Origin of the sequence: Paenibacillus rhizovicinus (genome assembly GCF_010365285.1) — a bacterium.
Lineage (GTDB): Bacteria > Bacillota > Bacilli > Paenibacillales > Paenibacillaceae > Paenibacillus_Z > Paenibacillus_Z rhizovicinus.
Genome location: NZ_CP048286.1, coordinates 5,817,968 through 5,833,904, shown reverse-complemented (window position 1 = coordinate 5,833,904; position 15,937 = coordinate 5,817,968). Strand labels below are relative to the sequence as shown.

Annotated in this window: 15 protein-coding genes; 2 read left to right on the top strand and 13 right to left on the bottom strand. The window is 52.2% G+C overall.

What is annotated here, in order from left to right:
• Window positions 1-22: 22 nt before the first annotated feature.
• The 10 genes from GZH47_RS25965 to GZH47_RS25920 form a co-directional block, all read right to left on the bottom strand.
• Window positions 23-1,333 carry an ArgE/DapE family deacylase gene (locus GZH47_RS25965; protein ID WP_162643898.1) on the bottom strand — a complete coding sequence of 437 codons (1,311 nt, stop codon included), beginning with the start codon at window positions 1,331-1,333 and terminating at the stop codon, window positions 23-25.
• Window positions 1,334-1,372: 39 nt separating this feature from the next.
• Window positions 1,373-1,882, bottom strand: coding sequence for an ureidoglycolate lyase (locus tag GZH47_RS25960; RefSeq protein WP_162643897.1), 510 nt, complete (start codon window positions 1,880-1,882; stop codon window positions 1,373-1,375).
• A 25-nt stretch (window positions 1,883-1,907) separates the two neighbouring features.
• A complete protein-coding gene (locus tag GZH47_RS25955) occupies window positions 1,908-2,945 on the bottom strand; it encodes an autoinducer 2 ABC transporter substrate-binding protein (RefSeq protein ID WP_162643896.1) in 1,038 nt (345 codons plus the stop codon).
• A 5-nt stretch (window positions 2,946-2,950) separates the two neighbouring features.
• A complete protein-coding gene (locus GZH47_RS25950) occupies window positions 2,951-3,895 on the bottom strand; it encodes an ABC transporter permease (protein ID WP_162643895.1) in 945 nt (314 codons plus the stop codon).
• Window positions 3,892-4,854, bottom strand: a complete 963-nt coding sequence (locus GZH47_RS25945; protein WP_162643894.1) for an ABC transporter permease — start codon at window positions 4,852-4,854, stop codon at window positions 3,892-3,894. The genes GZH47_RS25950 and GZH47_RS25945 overlap by 4 nt, the downstream gene beginning before the upstream one ends.
• Entirely contained in the window at window positions 4,851-6,341 is a 1,491-nt protein-coding gene (locus tag GZH47_RS25940) for a sugar ABC transporter ATP-binding protein (protein ID WP_225446586.1), read from the bottom strand. Before GZH47_RS25940 ends, GZH47_RS25945 begins: the two co-directional genes overlap by 4 nt.
• 170 nt (window positions 6,342-6,511) lie before the next feature.
• Entirely contained in the window at window positions 6,512-7,429 is a 918-nt protein-coding gene (locus GZH47_RS25935; RefSeq protein WP_162643892.1) for a ribokinase, read from the bottom strand.
• Window positions 7,430-7,441: 12 nt separating this feature from the next.
• Window positions 7,442-8,461, bottom strand: coding sequence for a LacI family DNA-binding transcriptional regulator (locus GZH47_RS25930; RefSeq protein ID WP_162643891.1), 1,020 nt, complete (start codon window positions 8,459-8,461; stop codon window positions 7,442-7,444).
• 648 nt (window positions 8,462-9,109) lie between these two features.
• On the bottom strand, window positions 9,110-10,123 hold the full coding sequence (locus GZH47_RS25925; protein WP_162643890.1) for a Gfo/Idh/MocA family protein: 1,014 nt from the start codon (window positions 10,121-10,123) through the stop codon (window positions 9,110-9,112).
• Window positions 10,124-10,176: 53 nt separating this feature from the next.
• Window positions 10,177-11,067, bottom strand: a complete 891-nt coding sequence (locus tag GZH47_RS25920) for a sugar phosphate isomerase/epimerase family protein (RefSeq protein ID WP_162643889.1) — start codon at window positions 11,065-11,067, stop codon at window positions 10,177-10,179.
• Window positions 11,068-11,262: 195 nt separating this feature from the next.
• Here GZH47_RS25920 and GZH47_RS25915 point away from each other — a divergent pair, with 195 nt between their 5' ends.
• Window positions 11,263-12,144: an AraC family transcriptional regulator gene (locus GZH47_RS25915; RefSeq protein ID WP_162643888.1), complete on the top strand. Its 882-nt coding sequence runs from the start codon at window positions 11,263-11,265 to the stop codon at window positions 12,142-12,144.
• A 125-nt stretch (window positions 12,145-12,269) separates the two neighbouring features.
• On the top strand, window positions 12,270-12,806 hold the full coding sequence (locus GZH47_RS25910; RefSeq protein WP_162643887.1) for an NUDIX hydrolase: 537 nt from the start codon (window positions 12,270-12,272) through the stop codon (window positions 12,804-12,806).
• Between the two features lie 133 nt (window positions 12,807-12,939).
• On the opposite strand, the gene GZH47_RS25905 is transcribed toward GZH47_RS25910, so the two are convergent.
• From GZH47_RS25905 to GZH47_RS25895, 3 genes are all read right to left on the bottom strand, one after another.
• Window positions 12,940-13,932 (bottom strand): aldose 1-epimerase, encoded by a 993-nt coding sequence (locus GZH47_RS25905; RefSeq protein WP_162643886.1) that lies wholly within the window; start codon window positions 13,930-13,932, stop codon window positions 12,940-12,942.
• Window positions 13,933-14,220: 288 nt separating this feature from the next.
• Window positions 14,221-15,024: an alpha/beta hydrolase gene (locus tag GZH47_RS25900; RefSeq protein WP_162643885.1), complete on the bottom strand. Its 804-nt coding sequence runs from the start codon at window positions 15,022-15,024 to the stop codon at window positions 14,221-14,223.
• Window positions 15,000-15,932, bottom strand: a complete 933-nt coding sequence (locus GZH47_RS25895; RefSeq protein WP_162643884.1) for an aldo/keto reductase — start codon at window positions 15,930-15,932, stop codon at window positions 15,000-15,002. The genes GZH47_RS25900 and GZH47_RS25895 overlap by 25 nt, the downstream gene beginning before the upstream one ends.
• Between the last annotated feature and the right edge of the window lie 5 nt (window positions 15,933-15,937).

Sequence of the window (15,937 nt, the reverse complement as noted above, 5' to 3'; positions counted from 1 at the left end):
CTTTCGGCCATTGCGTTCAGTCCTAAGCTTCTTCGATTTCACACCAGTCGATAATCGTTTTGGCAATCATCTTGACGGCCTGAATCAATTCATCAATCGGTATAAACTCATCACTGTGATGGGCAAGGCTAGGATCGCCCGGACCGAAGTTGATTGTCGGAATGCCTACGTTCACCGGCCAGCCCATATCTGTATGGAAGCCGAGTCCCTCAATTTTCCCTTCCTCTCCAATGCCCTTCAAGGATTGCACGCATGTCTGAACAAAAGGATGGGATACTTCGGTCTCTGCACAGTCCGCGTCTACCATCCAGACGATTTCCGGCTTATGCTCGCTTAGCCACGGATCCGATTGGGCCACCTGTTGCAGAAAGGCGGTCAATTCTTTCTTCACATTGCCTCCCACCAGCTTCTCATCGCGTTCGGACGGCAAGTATTGGGCATTGAATACGATCTCCGCTTCATTCGCGAAGGAGGTTGGATACTCGCCGGCGTTCAATTGCGCTACGTGAACCTGACAAGGAATAGACAAATAAGGATGTGTCTTGCTTACAGCCCACTCTTCATTTAACCGGTCCAGATGATCAAGAATGTATCTCGCTTTTTTAACGGCGTCTACGGCACCGCCATCTTTGTAGTCCGCTTGCGGCATTTCAATATGACCGCTGCGGCCTTGGATCTTGATTTTCCCCCATAAAATCCCTCTGCACAGAGGGGCAATTGTCAGCGAAGTCGGCTCGGTCAGTATGCATGCATCCGCCCGGTAGCCATGATGGATGAAATCAAGCGCCCCCATGCCCCCGGCTTCTTCATCTACTACAGTTCCGACGACGACCGGCCCTTTCAACTTAAAGCCGCTGCGCAGCACAGCCTCGACAGCCATAATCATCGCCGCGACGCCGCCCTTCATATCGACAGTACCCCGGCCGTACATTTTCCCATCGACGATCTTGCCCTCGAACGGATCGACCGTCCATTTCGTGCCTGCCATGACGACATCAATGTGACCGAACAAGAGCAGAGACTTGCCTTCGGCTCCTTTGCCAAAAGTAGCCGCCAGATTCGGCCGTCCTGTAAAATCTCTCCCTGGATAATAGCCTGCCATGCCTTCGTATTGCTTCAATTCATCGGCAACCGGTTCCCACATTTCGATATCTGCGCCAAGGCCCTCCAGCTTGCGAGCAAGAAATTCTTGGAGCTCCTTCTCTTTGGAAGGTGCTGGCTCGTTGAAGAACCAGGGATTCACGCTTGGAATTTGAATGAGCTGCTGCAAAAATTGAATAATTTCATCTTGATGGCTTTCAATCCACTTCATCACTTGCTGTTCTTGGTTCATAGCTCATGCTCCCTCTCGGCAGAAGTATTGCCTGCTCTCTTATTCGAATCGAACGGTACGTCCGCCGGCAAAATCGACCCACGGGTTAATCATTTCATCGCCGAACTTATCCTTCTTCTTCTCAATCCCGAACAGATATCGGGCATCGTCGGATGCCGGGTAGGCCGGACTATGCCAGACCCCCCGGTTGATCACGACGGCTTGTCCGGGCTTAATCCTGAAACACTTGACGGTTGAGGAATCAGGATGCTCGTCCGGATCTTCAATGTCGATACATTTTGCTACGGGCTGCACAATCTCACGGTCGAAAGTAAGCAGCAGTTCTTCTCGACTGACATGCCTCTCCATTGCCGTTACGACGAATTCGCGCTTCTTGGTGACGACTAGGCCGAATCCTATCGGCTCCGTTACGTCCATCATTTGAATATAGCTCCAACAATCCCACCCTTCTCCGACTTTTGAAGGGTCGATCGCCGGTAAATCAATAACTTTGCCATAGGGCGCGAAGGCTTTCTCCGTCAAATCTTCGATAAACACCTTATGTTCCATTCAATGGCCTCCTAGCATGGGAAAATCAGAAATCAAAGCTGTCTACATTGTCGTTAGTTACTTCCAGCGTTCCGATAAATACATTTTGTCCATCGACCTTGATCGTCCCTGCGGATGGGATTTCCATGCCGTCCGTAATCTCTTTGCCCTGAGCCAGCTGATCCAAAATATAAACCGTTACATAGGCCAGCTTGCCTGGATCCCAAATAATATCTGTTTTGATGGTGCCATTCTTAATGTAATTTTTCACTACGCTTGGTACGGCGATGCCCGTAATTGCAATCTGATTTTTCTCCAAGGTGCCTGCCTTCACAGCTTGTTCCACAACCTCTGCCGCTGCCGACGGTTCACCGCCTGCAAATCCGATAATTCCTTTCAAATCAGGGTACGTCTTAATCAAGTTTTGCGCATTGGCAAACGCCTTCTGTTGATCATCGTCGCTGGCAACTGTCGTAACGACCTCAACGTCAGGATAGTTAGCCTTAAAATAAGCCTTCGCAGCATCAGCCTTGGCAATTTGGTTTTGCGAGCCCAGGCCGGCTACCATGAACGCTACCTGTCCTTTACCGCCGACTTCCTCGCCAATGGTTTTGGCTAGCAACTCGCCTACCTCTTGGTCTGTACCGGGAGCTACATAATATTGACGATCCGTCTCCGGAGCATCGCTGTCCCAAGTTACGATCTTGACATCCTGGCCGGCCGCCTTCTTAAACACAGGCCCTACGGCTTTTGCATCGTTAGGCGATACGCCGATTCCGCTCACCTTGCGCGTCAGCATGTCTTGAATCATATTAATTTGTTTCGCAGAATCCGCCTCCGTCGGAGCGTTGAAAACAACCTTTACGTTCAAATCCTTTTCCGCCTTTTCGGCCCCTTTCTCGGCAGCTGCCCAGTAGGCTGGTCCAATAGACTTTGGATTCATAAAGTAAGTTCTCTCGCCCGACGAGGAAGCCCCCCCATTAGTAGCGCCTTCGGAATTCGATTGATTGTTGCCCGTCTTCCCGCAAGCTGCCAAATTTAAAGCCAATACGCCTGTAAGTAACGCCAATGCTAGTTTTTTCATACGTTTCACGCTCCGTTGAATTTTTTGTTTCCTACGGCGAGCAGAAGCAGCGCCCCTAAGATAACCGCCTGGTAAAGCACTGACACACCTAGCAAATTCAAGCCATTCCTCAAAAAAACAATGATCAGCAGCCCCACGAATGTCCCTGCAAGACTCCCCCTTCCCCCAAAAATATGCGTACCTCCTATTAAAGTAGCCGTGATAACATCAAGCTCTATATTGGTACCCGATGTCGCTTCCGCGCTTGCTAAACGGGACATCAGGAATACGCCTGCCAAGGCAGAGAATAAACCGCTAAGCATAAAGAGGATAAATCGTATGCGCACGACCGAAATGCCCGAATAACGAACGACTTCTTCGTTATTCCCGATCCCGTACACATAGGCGCTGAATCTTGTTTTCTTCATGACAAAGCTGGCTATCAGGAAAATCACCACAAGAAAAATGGCGTTAAAAGGTACGCCTCCGATAAACCGCTGCCCCAAAAAGTAAAAGGAATCCGGGAATCCGCTGATCGGCCTGCCTTCGTTCACGACGTAAACCAGCCCTCTCAACATGACCAGCATCCCGATGGTGACGACAATCGCCTGCATGCGATGCCTAGCAATCAAATAACCGTTGACTGCTCCGCATAACAAACCTGCCAGCAAGCCGATTCCCACACTAACCCAAATATTGATACCACGCTCGAACGCAACTCCAATGCAAACTGCGGAGAAAGCCAAAATCGAACCTACCGAGAGATCCATTGCTCCGGAAATAATAATCAGCGTCATCGGAATCGCGATGAGGCCGACTTCGACCATCTGGTTCAACACATTCATGAAGTTGGTGGCAGACAGGAAGTAAGGAGACCATATACTGAACAGGACGAGAATGAAGAGTAGCAGAATCAACTGAACGACTAATGAACTCGACTTGAGCGAGAACCGACCAGTCCAAACACTCATACCAATTCACCCTCTTTGCCTTTGTTTTGTCGGAAGCGCTGCAATGTATTTATGATTATTGCCAGAATAATCAGAAAACCGGTCGAAGCATCTACCCAGAACGGAGACACCTTAGAGATGATCAGTCCGTTTTTAATAATGCCCATAAAGAGTACGCCCAGCATCGTTCCGGCTACGGTGCCTATGCCGCCGAATATGCTTCCGCCGCCGATCAGCACAGCTGCCATCACCTCAAACGACAAAGCATTTCCCGCCGTGGAGGCTTGCACGCTGCCTACTTTGGAGGCAAAAATAACGGAAGCCACTCCGACAAGCAATCCCGTTAACACGTACACCTTGAACTTGGATTTCGCTACGTCGATTCCAGCGAGCTTAGCTGCGGAGCCGTTTCCGCCGATCGCGTATATTCTTCTACCGGACCGAGTGAATTTAAGCAGATAGACGAAGATAGCAATGAGAACAAGGGCTATCAATAATGGAAAGGATATCCCGAACAGCTTACCTTGCCCGAAGAAGCGAAAACCTTCCGGAAAGTTGGTCATCCAGGTCCCTCCGCTGATACCGACCGCAATTCCTCTGAAAATATACATGGTGGCCAGCGTAACAATAATGTCAGGGATCTTCCTTACGGCTATAAAATAACCATTGACCATCCCGCACAGCCCACCGATGATTATCCCCAATAGCGCTGCAATCCAAGGATGGATACCATGACTGAGGAGAAGCCCTACGGCGGTCGCAGTCACTGCCAGGACGGACCCGACGGATAAATCCATCCCCCCTAGGAGAATGACCATCGTCATGCCAATCGCTACGATGAACGTAGAAATGTTCTGATCCAGAATGAGCTTCACGTTATCGAATTGGAAAAAATCAGAAGAAGTAATGGAAAACAACAGTGTGATAAGAATCGTAAAAACAATGATAGGCGCTTCATGCACGTTCAGTAATCGTTTCATACCGCGCCTCCTTCTATGCGCGGATGCGAAGCCCGTTGCAGCAATTGCTCTTGATCGGCCTCGCCATGCTGGAATTCATGCACAACCTCACCCTTGTGTAACACCAAAATACGATCGCTCAGACCGATGACTTCCGGCAATTCGGACGTGATGAGCAAGATACTCAGCCCTTCACCGGCCAGCTGATGGATAATATTGTATATCTCCGCCTTAGCCCCCACATCGACGCCCCGCGTCGGCTCCTCCAGAATGAGAATTTCCGGATTGGCGGCAAGCCATTTGCCGATGACGACCTTCTGCTGATTGCCTCCGCTCAGAAAGTCCACGCTTTGCTGATCGCTGGGCGCTTTAATCCGAAGCTTCTCCATATATTCGCCGCTCATCTGCTCGGTACGGGCACGATCCATTACGATCCCGTTTGAAAGTTGGGGCAGCGTGGGAAGCGATAAATTTTGCCGGATGCTCATCGGTTTAATAATGCCCTGACGGTGTCGATCCGGCGGGACATAAGCAATCTTCTTGGCTTTGGCTTCGCTGGGGCTATTGATTCGCGCCACGGTGCCGTTGATGATGATTTCGCCTGATCCGCGTTTTAACCCGAATAAACGCTCCGCAACGGTGTGCGTGCCGGAGCCCGGAATACCGAACAGTCCGAGTATTTCTCCTTTTCGCAATTCGAAGGAGACGCGGTGAGTTGAATCAAGCGACATATGCTTGACCTGCAATACAACCTCTTCCCCATGCTTCTGCTCACGTACCGGGTACAATTGCTTTACCTCTTTGCCCACCATCATTTGAATCAGGCTCTGTTCGGTAACCTCATCAATGCGTCGGGTATCGATCCTCGATCCATCCCGCAGCACCGTAACCTTATCCGCAATCTCGAAAATTTCCTTCATTCTGTGGGAGACATACACGATGGCTACGCCTTGAGACCGCAATCTGTTCACAACCTCGAACATTTTCTTCACTTCGTTTTCCGGCAAAGCGGCCGACGGCTCATCCATAATCAATACATCCGCTTGGAAGGACAGCGCCTTGGCAATCTCGATGACTTGCTGGCTATGAACGCCGAGATGACGCACCTCCTGTCGGACATCGATTTCGCCTCCTCCGATGGAGTCCACGAGCCGCTGGGCCTCGTCGAACATCTTCGACCACTTGATCCGACCGGCCTTTCCTACCATCTCGGGCCGATCGATAAAAATATTTTCCGCCGCGGACAAATTGGCAAATAAATTGAATTCCTGATGGATAATCGATACGCCCTGCCGCTGAGCATCCAATGGATTGTTGAATGTCACGTCCTCGCCCTTGAGCCTGATCGTCCCCCGCGACGCTGAATAGACGCCGGATAAAATCTTCATCAGCGTGGATTTCCCCGCTCCATTCTCTCCCATGAGCGCATGAACCTCACCTGGATACAGCTCAAAGTCGACATCGGACAGAGCCTTAACCCCTGGAAATTCCTTGCTGATTCCTTCCATTGTCAAAACCGGGTGCCCCATCATGCGACCTCCTCTTCATCTTGATTTGCTATAGCCACAAGAGATGACTTTATTAAGACTCAGCGTTAATGGATAAAAGCATTTGGCTATAGAGATTCCCTAAAGAGAAAGAATCTCTGTATATTGCAGTAAATATTCCCTTGTTCGGCTTAAGGTTTAATTGTCGCCAGGAAAGCCATTACCTCATCTTCAGTCGGAATCGAGCTTTGTGCACCGGCAGCGGATACGGCAAGCGCCGAAGCTGCAGTCGCATAATGCAGACACTCCCTTATCGTGCTTCCGTCCGCGTGTTTTGCAGCGAAAGCTCCTATAAAGGTGTCTCCCGCCGCTGTCGTATCCACGACAGATACTGAAAACGCAGGCATTTCCACAAAAATTCCGGTCTGATCCATATAGAGGGATCCCTTGCTGCCCAACGTTATAATAATACGAGATAGGCCTGATTCAAACATTCGCTTCGCCGCTTGCTTCGCCTCGTCGATACCTCCGATTTCGATACCGCTTATCTCTTCTGCTTCCAGCTCATTCAGAATCATGAAACTGACCTTCCTCAGCTGGGCAACGTCAAATCCGGCAATAGGTGCCGGGTTCATGAATACAGGAATGTTCGCCTCGACTGCTCTGTCCAGCACTCGCGCGGTCGCAGCCACGGAAATCTCATTTTGCAGCAATATGACGTCGTATCGAGCTAAATCTAGTTGATCCACATCATTTGCTCCATATGCGTTATTGGCGCCTGCAGATAAAATAATGTGATTCTCGCCAGCTTGATCAATCGTGATCAACGCGACGCCAGTCATTACTGATTTCTTAACGACCCGATCAAGTTCAATTCGATCCTCCGCCAAACGATTGATAATATCCAAACCGAAGGCATCCGAACCAATGGCTCCCGCCATGGCTACTAATGCCCCGGAGCGCGAGGCGGCAACCGCCTGATTAGCCCCCTTGCCTCCAATGTAAAAATTCGTTGCGTTGCCTTGTATAGTTTCACCGGGAATAGGATGACGATCAACCTGCGTGACGATATCCATATTCATGCTGCCGACTACCAAGATATTCGCCATCGTGTTCCTCCTTTAAGACTCATTCAGCTTTTTGACCGAGTCGAACTTCATCAATTCAACGTCTAATATCATCTTCTTCAGCTTTGCCTGCCCCTTGGGCGGTTCCTTGATTTTTTGTATAAGCATCTCTGCCGCTTGAATCCCCATTTCCCTTGTCGGCCTGCCAACAACCGTTACTCTTGGCCGTACAAACTGAGCAAGCTCGTTCTCATCGAAACCGATCAACGAAATATCTTCCCCGATATGAAGATTCAAATCCCGGATCGCTTTAATCGCCCCCGTACAAATGACATTGTTAGCCGCAAATATCGCGGTAGGAGGTTGCTCGGACTGCATAAGTTCAACCGTAAACCGATAACCGTCCTCTTCAAGCCATTTCCCCTGCTTATGGAGCTTAGGATCAGGTGTCAGTCTACTCTCATGCATAGCCTGATGGTAGCCCCAGTATCGATCCTTACCATCGTTATAATCATGCGCTCCGTCTATAATGGCGATTCGTTCATGACCGCATTCCACGAAATGCTTGGTCGCATCGTATGCCCCGCGAAAGTTATCAATTATCACTCCGTCATGACCGCAATCATTAATATAACGATCCACTAGGATGGTGGGCTTGCGAATATTCCGATAAAACTCCGCATCTTTGTGCGTACCGACCAAGACAATGCCGTCTACGTTTTTTCCGAGGAAGCTTTCGAAAAATGCCGCCTCTTCCACCTCGTCGTCATTCGTGGATACAACAAGCGTAACGAAACCTGCATGCTTGGCGATCTCTACCATGCCGCCAATAACCGCGGTATAGAAAGGATTCTGAATTTCCGGGACGACGACCGACAACATATTGGTCTTTTTATTTACCATGGATGCAGCCATTGTATTGGGAACGAAGTTTAGTTCATCGATAATCTTAAGTATTTTCTTTCGAGTCGCATCGCTCACTCGATCCCGTCCGTTCATCACTCGGGAAACAGTTGCTACAGACACGTTCGCCCGCTTTGCTACATCTTTTATTGTGATTTCCTTGTTCGTCATGGCAACCTCCAATCCTTAAAAAATATTGTAATAACGTTTACGCAATTTCTAGGTTCATTCTATTACACACGAATCCATATTACAAGAGTCTATCAAAAGAAAATAGTAATTAAAGCGCTTACATTTTATATATATGACATGAATGTGTTATGTTTTTAATGATTTATTATTATTTCCATCGAGTTTTTTTATTTTTGTGTCAACTAACATGACACTAATTTGCGGTTTATTAGATGAATGCATTGCATTGTATCGATTAAATGTTGGCTCCGCCACATTCGTTTATGATAACGTTTACGCAAAATCCTCGATTGCATCTTATTTCTTCTATAGGGGGATGCTTCCATTATCTGCTTAGGAGCAACGATAACCATGGTCGGTGGAAGTATACTCGGAACAGGCCTAATTGGGCCTAAAACAAATCAAAATGAGGGTTTCCATTCCGGAAACGAAAGGGAGCGTTTCGTCGGAGCTGGTTAAGCAAGAACTGAAAGAAATCCTCACGAAACGGTTTAATCGGAGTTTTCATAAAACGAAAGCCCGTGCCGGTATATTCTGATTGGCCTAATAATACGAAGAGCCTGCCCCCAAAGGGGCAAGCTCTTCTCCTTTACCGCTTTACCTCGCCCAGCCTCAGCGCCAAGCGGGCTACAGCATAACCTTCTGCCCGGTGCGCGCGCTCTCGACGGCGCCGAACACCATCGCTACGCTCTTGATGTTATCCAGGCAGTCGGTCTCGGCCGGCCGGCCCGCTTCGAGCGCCGCGAACATTTCGTCCAGACAGCCCCAGTGACCTTCTTGGCCGTCATAGACCTCTTGGCCTTCGATGCGAAGCATCTCGCGGATGAAGCCCTCGGCCTTCTCCGGATTGACGATTTCGCCGTACGGCATCGTCGCGCCGTCCCAGCGCGCGCCGCCTTTGCTGCCCGTGACGCGCCAGTCCGATTCCCACGACGTATTCAAGCCGTCCGCGCACCACGATCCGCGGTAGGTGAAGACGGAGCCGTCGCTCATTTCGTAAATGCAGATTGCCGACGCGTTGCCCGCATACCACGATCCCGGAGGGTTGAATTCATGACAGTACACGGATACGGGATCCGCGCCCGTAATGAAACGCGCCTGGTCGAACGTATGAATGGCCATATCGATGATCAACGGGTTGTCCATGGCATCGCGGAAGCCGCCGAAATGCGCGCCAAGGAAGAAGTCCGCGTGGATCGAACCGATGGTTCCGATGGAACCGGAGCCGACCATGTCGCGGTATGAACGAATTTGCTTGTTATAACGGCGGTTCTGCATGACGGAGTACCGTTTGCCCGTCGCTTGGCTGACTTCGACGATCTCTTTCGCGTCCGCGAACGACTCCGCCATCGGCTTCTCGCCGAATACGTTGCAGCCCGCCTGCATCGCCGTGATGGCGATTGTCTTGTGGCTTGCCGGAATGGTCACGTCGAACACGAGATTCGCGCCTGTCGCCGCAAGAGCCGCGCCAAGGTCCGTGAACGTCGGAACGTTCAGTCCTTTTTTCGCTGCCATCGCTTTCGCGCTTTCTTCGAAAATATCGACCAAGCCGACGATTTCGGCGTTCTCCCGCTGGATCGCGTAATCCAGCCAAGTGTTGGACATGCCGCCGCAGCCGGCAACGATGATTTTATGGGTCATGGCTTATTCAAGCTCCTTTTCGTAAGACAATAATAGATGGTGCATCGCAGCGATTAAACAATCGGATTCGGCACGAAATCGCCGCCGCGGCAGCGTTTCAAATAATTCAGGCCATGCACTTGCCCCGTCATCTCCAACTCGTCCTTGTACACCGGATCATGCCAGCCTTCGATATCGATGCTGCCCGTATAGCCCGCTTGCCGAAGAATCGAGATGATGTCCGTCCAATTCGTGTCCCCGAAGCCAGGCGTGCGGTGCCAGACGAATTCGCGCGGCCCATGAATGCCGTATTCCTTCACGACATCCCAAGCAATCGTGGCGTCCTTGCCATGCACGTTGAAAATCTTCCCTGTCGATGCCCACTTGCGAAGCTGCGGGATCGGATCTATCAGGCTTACCATCTGATGGCATGGCTCCCATTGCAGTCCGATGTTGTCGGCAGGCAGCGCATTGAACATCATTTCCCACGCCGTCGGATTATGCGCGATGTTCCACTCTCCGCCTTTCCACGTGCCGCCCATGTCGCAGTTCTCGAACGCGAGGCGCACGCCGCGCGCTTCCGCGCGTTTGGCGAGCTCGCCGAACACTTCCGCATAACGCGTCATGGACTCGTCGATGCTTCCCGGCATGCGGCCCGTGAACCCGTTGACGAGATTCGTGCCGAATGCTTCCGCCGCGTCGATCAAACGCTCCCAGCTCGCCAATGTATCCGCATTATCGCCTGCCCCCGTAAGCGGGTTGCCGAATACGCCGATCGCCGATATGGCGATGTCGTGTCCCTCGATTTGATCCCTGACCCGCTTGGCCAGCTCATAGAGGTCCGCTCCCCCGGTCGACTGCCAGAACGTTAATGCGAACGACTCGAAGCCGTGCGGAATGAGTTGAGGAATGACTTTATCTGCCGTGCCGCCGCCAACGAGCGTACCGATACGAATGTTTTTCATGATTGCAAATTCATCACCTTTCAGCGCAATATGGAACTGCATTAATCGTACTGAAAGATTCACGTTGAGACTAGCATCGAAATTGTGATATATTCGTACAATCTTACGTTTCTTCATTCAATTAAAACGGTAACAACGCTATTACTCGTGATCTTGATCGTAAAATCGTATGCTTGCGCCGAGGAGGTACGCCCGATGACAGTCAGTCCGCTCAAAGAAAACACGCCCATTCCCGATCGCACCTTTCCCATCAACGTCTTCATCGTCAAAGGCATTTCCACGCACTGGCATGATCATATCGAATGGGTTTACGTGCGCAAGGGGCAGGCGCGAATCCAGGTGGACGGCTCCTTCGAGCAGCTCGGCAAAGGCGAGCTCGCCTTCGTCAATTCAAAGCAGCTGCACAGCGCAGTCCAGCTCACGCCCGACACGGAGCTCGTCTGCATCGTCTTCAACGAAGCGCTCGTACGCGGAAGCGGCCTCGACATTACCGAGCATCACTACTTCGTCCCCTACTTGAACCAACATCTGAAATGGCCGAGCTGGATGCGGACGGATGCCCCGTATATCGAAGAAATGAATGCCTCGTTCTCGCGGCTGCTCATCGAATTCACCAACAAACAGTCCGGCTACGAGCTGCTCGTGAAGGCCGAGCTGCTGCGAATCTTCGGCCTCTACTTCCGATACGCGCAGCAGAGCACTTCCCAGTCGCCGACCCGCGTGCAGAAGCCGTACGACTTCACAAACCTGCTTCAGACGCTGCGCGAGCGGTACCAGGAGACGATCAGCGTCGGCGAAGCCGCCCGGATGGTCAACTTAAGCCCTAACCATTTCTGCAAAATCTTCAAAAGCGTCACCGGAAAAACGTTGATCGAATACATGCATATGCTGCGCGTCCAGGAAGCGGAACGCCTGCTGCTCGATACCGATTATCCCGTTACCGAGATCGCGAGCCTTGTCGGATTCTCCAACATGACGTATTTCGGCCGCGTGTTCAAGAAAGTTCGCAGCAAAGCGCCTTCGGCGATCCGCAAAGGGCCGGCTCCTCCTCTCCCGGAAGAAAGAAATCTGAGCTAAGCGTCCGCACGAAAGAGTTACTTTTGTCCCAAGCCACGGTATAATAACTCTATATTAATACCTTCTACTACGATCATCGGACAGACTCCTTGAGCTCAAGAAGTCTACTTTTCAGGGGGGATCCCATGCAACTGCTGAATAGAATTACGGATCGGGACATTCTGGGAGGGGAGCCGGACCTGCTGCCTTCCGTTAACCGCTACGCTTCCCGCGGGGTCCTGTTGGATGAGGAAGCCAACGTGGCCATGATGTACATGGCCAAATCGTCGCTCTACAAGCTTCCGGGCGGCGGCGTGGAAGCCAAAGAGACGCCGGAGGTAGCGTTCTTGCGTGAAATCCGGGAAGAAACAGGGTATGACGCCGAAATTTTGGAGCCGCTTGGGTATATCGAGGAACACAAGAAGCGGAATCATTACTTGCAGCTGTCTTATTGTTTCATCGCGCGCGCCAGCCAAGCGTACGAGACGCAGCTGACCGCGAACGAGAAGCGGCTTGGCATGACGGCGCAATGGATGACCATCGAGCAGGCGCTGGACGTCATGAATACCGGACTTGCAAGCTGCACGGACTATTCGACAGGGTTCATGCTGCTGCGGGACAAGCTTATTCTCGAAGAAGCCGCCAAATGGCTGGCGTTCTCCGACTCCGAACAAGCTCCGTAAATCTCTTCCGGACGACAATAGCCCGCGACTTCGAAAAGATCCCTTGCAACAAGGGCCTGTTTCGAAGCTGCGGGCTATTCGATATGTTCTTTATCGCTTATGCGCTTGATAATCGGCTTATACTTTTTACTTGTTACTTCACGTAGATTCGTGCGCGCTCTTGCCACACTTCTCCGGGCGCGAGGCTGAACAAGCCGATCTCGTCTGCCGGCAGGCTCGTATTCGGCGCGTTGACTAAGCTCACTTGCGGCTCCGGACAGAAGAACCCTTCCGTAGCGCCGTTGTTCCAGATCATCCACTGCTTATAGGACGTACCGGCGTCGTATACGAGCGTCAATCCGGCTTTCGTATCCGTCAGCTCCATCCGGTTGCGGCCGTTCTGCGGCTCCACGGTATAGTGATTGTCGAGCGATTCGAAGAACGGGTACACGCCTTCGCCTTTCAACAATTCCTCGTTTGCCGTCAGCGGCTGGAACTCGCCCGTCGGCAGCATGCGCTCGTTCAAATGCCAGCGCTCGCCGATCGTCAGCTTCAGGCGGTAGTCCTGCGCGGAATTGCCGGGCACGAACGGCGCATTGACCGACGTATGGAATGCGAAGAGGCAAGGCAGCGTCTCATCGCCTTCGTTGATGACCATGAATTGCTGCTCCAGCCCTAGATCGCTGATCGCATAACGAAGCCGCAGCGTGAAACGGAACGGCAAGTACTTGTACGCCGCGCTCTGCTCGTCTACTTTCAGTGCCGCGACGACATAGCTCTCGGTTGCCGTCGTGCCGAAATCTTCTACCGCCCACGCCTCGCTGTGAACGAAACCGTGCAGATGGTTGCCCGTCGCCGGCTCGTTGACCGGGAACTCCAGCGTGCGGCCGTTCCACGGGAACTTGCCGTCTTCGAAACGGTTCGGCGGGAACAGCACGGGAATGCCGTGAATGAACGGTCTTGCTTTGAATGATTCCATCTCTTCTTGCGTCGGTTCATGCAGGAAGGCGTAACCGCTCTCAACATCGCGGAAAGCAATCAGATTGCCTCCGACCTCGGGAAGCAGGACGGCTTCATAACGGCCGAACTTCAGCCATACCGCCGGTTCGCCTTGATACGTATCTTGATAAGCTTGCTTGCTGCTCATGCGGATGTCGTCTCTCCTTTATGGTTGAACGATAATAGGGATAGCAAATCTATCATACCACTATTGTCCCGGAGTATGGAACAGCCCGTATTTCGATAGTGGCCGGGAAGACACTGCCGTACGCCAATAGCGGCAGACATGCAAAGATCCTTCCCGCCACAGGCAGGAAGGATCCTTATCGCTCGCTTGCGAACCGCAAGCGGCAAACGGAACGGCGTTGGCGCATATTTGCCCGTCGTCCGCTTCTCCGCGTACTAAACTTGACTGCTGCTTACGCTTACGCGACTGCTAGAACGCGTAGCGCTTCAACCATAACCCGCACACCGTCGACCATGTCGCGACATGCGGATCTTCCTCGGCGAGTCCCAAACCGTGCCGCCCTTTCTCGTACACATGCAGATCGAACGGCACGCCCGAGCGGCGCAAAGCCATTGCGAACTGCAAGGCGTTCTCCACCGGAACCGCTCCATCGTCCGCGGTATGCCACAAGAACGTCGGCGGCGTATCCGAAGTGACCTGCAGCTCGCTGCTCATGCGTTCGATCATCGCCGCTTCCGGATTCTTGCCGAGCAGATTCTGGCGCGAGCCCTCGTGCGTGAACGGGGACCCCATCGTAATGACGGCATAACAGAGCATAAGCGCATTCGGACGGCTTGACATCCGCTCGACCGGATCCTCCGCCTCGGGATTTCCGGCATCGTACTGCGTTCCTGCCGTCGAAGCCAAGTGGCCGCCAGCGGAGAAGCCGAGAATGCCGATTTTCTGCTCGTCGATTCCCCATTCGGCCGCATGCAGACGCACGTAACGAATCGCTCGCTGCGCATCTAGCAGCGGGCTCGGATGCGAATACGGCTCCACGCGGTAACGCAGCACGAAAGCCGAGATACCGATGCTGTTCAGCCATAGCGCGATCGGATGGCCTTCATGGTCCGCCCGCATGCCGTAGCCGCCGCCGGGGCAAACGATGACGGCGCCCTGGCTGCCTTCGACCAGATACGTCGTCAGCGCCGGTCTGTCTTCATCCGTCGTCCCCGCTGCATAAGGGGCGCCTTCCGGCCAAAGCTCGATTAACGCGTTCTCAGATCCAGCCATTTGATTTCCTCCGGCGATAATGAAATGCTTGTTGCTTCCAGGCAAGACTTCATCTCCGCTTCATTGCGGGCACCGATGATGGCCGCCGAAGGGAAAGATTGATTCAGCACGTAAGCGAGCGCGATCTGAATCGTCGAGAAGCCCTTTTGCTTGCCGAGTTCCTCGGCGCGGCGGTAACGCTCCCAATTGTCGTCGTTGTAGAAGACGCGTACGAGATCGGCGTCCGAACGGTCTTCTTGCGTGAAGCGGCCCGTGAAGAAACCGCGCGCCTGCGACGACCAGGAGAAGATTGGCAATCCGTTGCTCTCATGCCATGCCAGAATCTTGTCGTCTACGCTGATGCAGTCTGCCCAATAAGGCTCCTGCGCTTTCGCGAGGCTGAGGTTCGGACTGCTGAATTCGAAGCCGCGCAAACCGTGCGCCGCCGCGTATTCGTTCGCTTCCTGCAATCTTGCGGTCGTCCAGTTGGAACCGCCGAACGTGCGAATGCGTCCTGCTTCGATATGCGAATTCAAGATTTCCACGATTTCGCCGACAGGCACGTTCACATCGTCGCGATGCAGTGCATAGACGTCGATGTAGTCCGTGCGAAGACGTTCTAGGCTGATCATCAGTTCGTCATAGATGGCTTGCTTGTTCACTTGCGGCACGCCGTTGTGCGGATGGCCGCCCTTCGTCCAGACATTGATCGAATCGCGGTTCTTCCGCTCTTCCATCCACATGCCGATTGCCTGCTCGCTCTTGCCGCCGTAATAAATGTAAGCGGTGTCGATCGTGTTGCCGCCAATAGCGACGAAAGCGTCCAAATTCGAGCTGACCAATTCATAAACCTCGGGCGAAAAATAATCAGACCCCATAATCAATTGAGATACGCCTTGCTTTAATCCGGGAAGTTCGATATGTTTCATTAGAA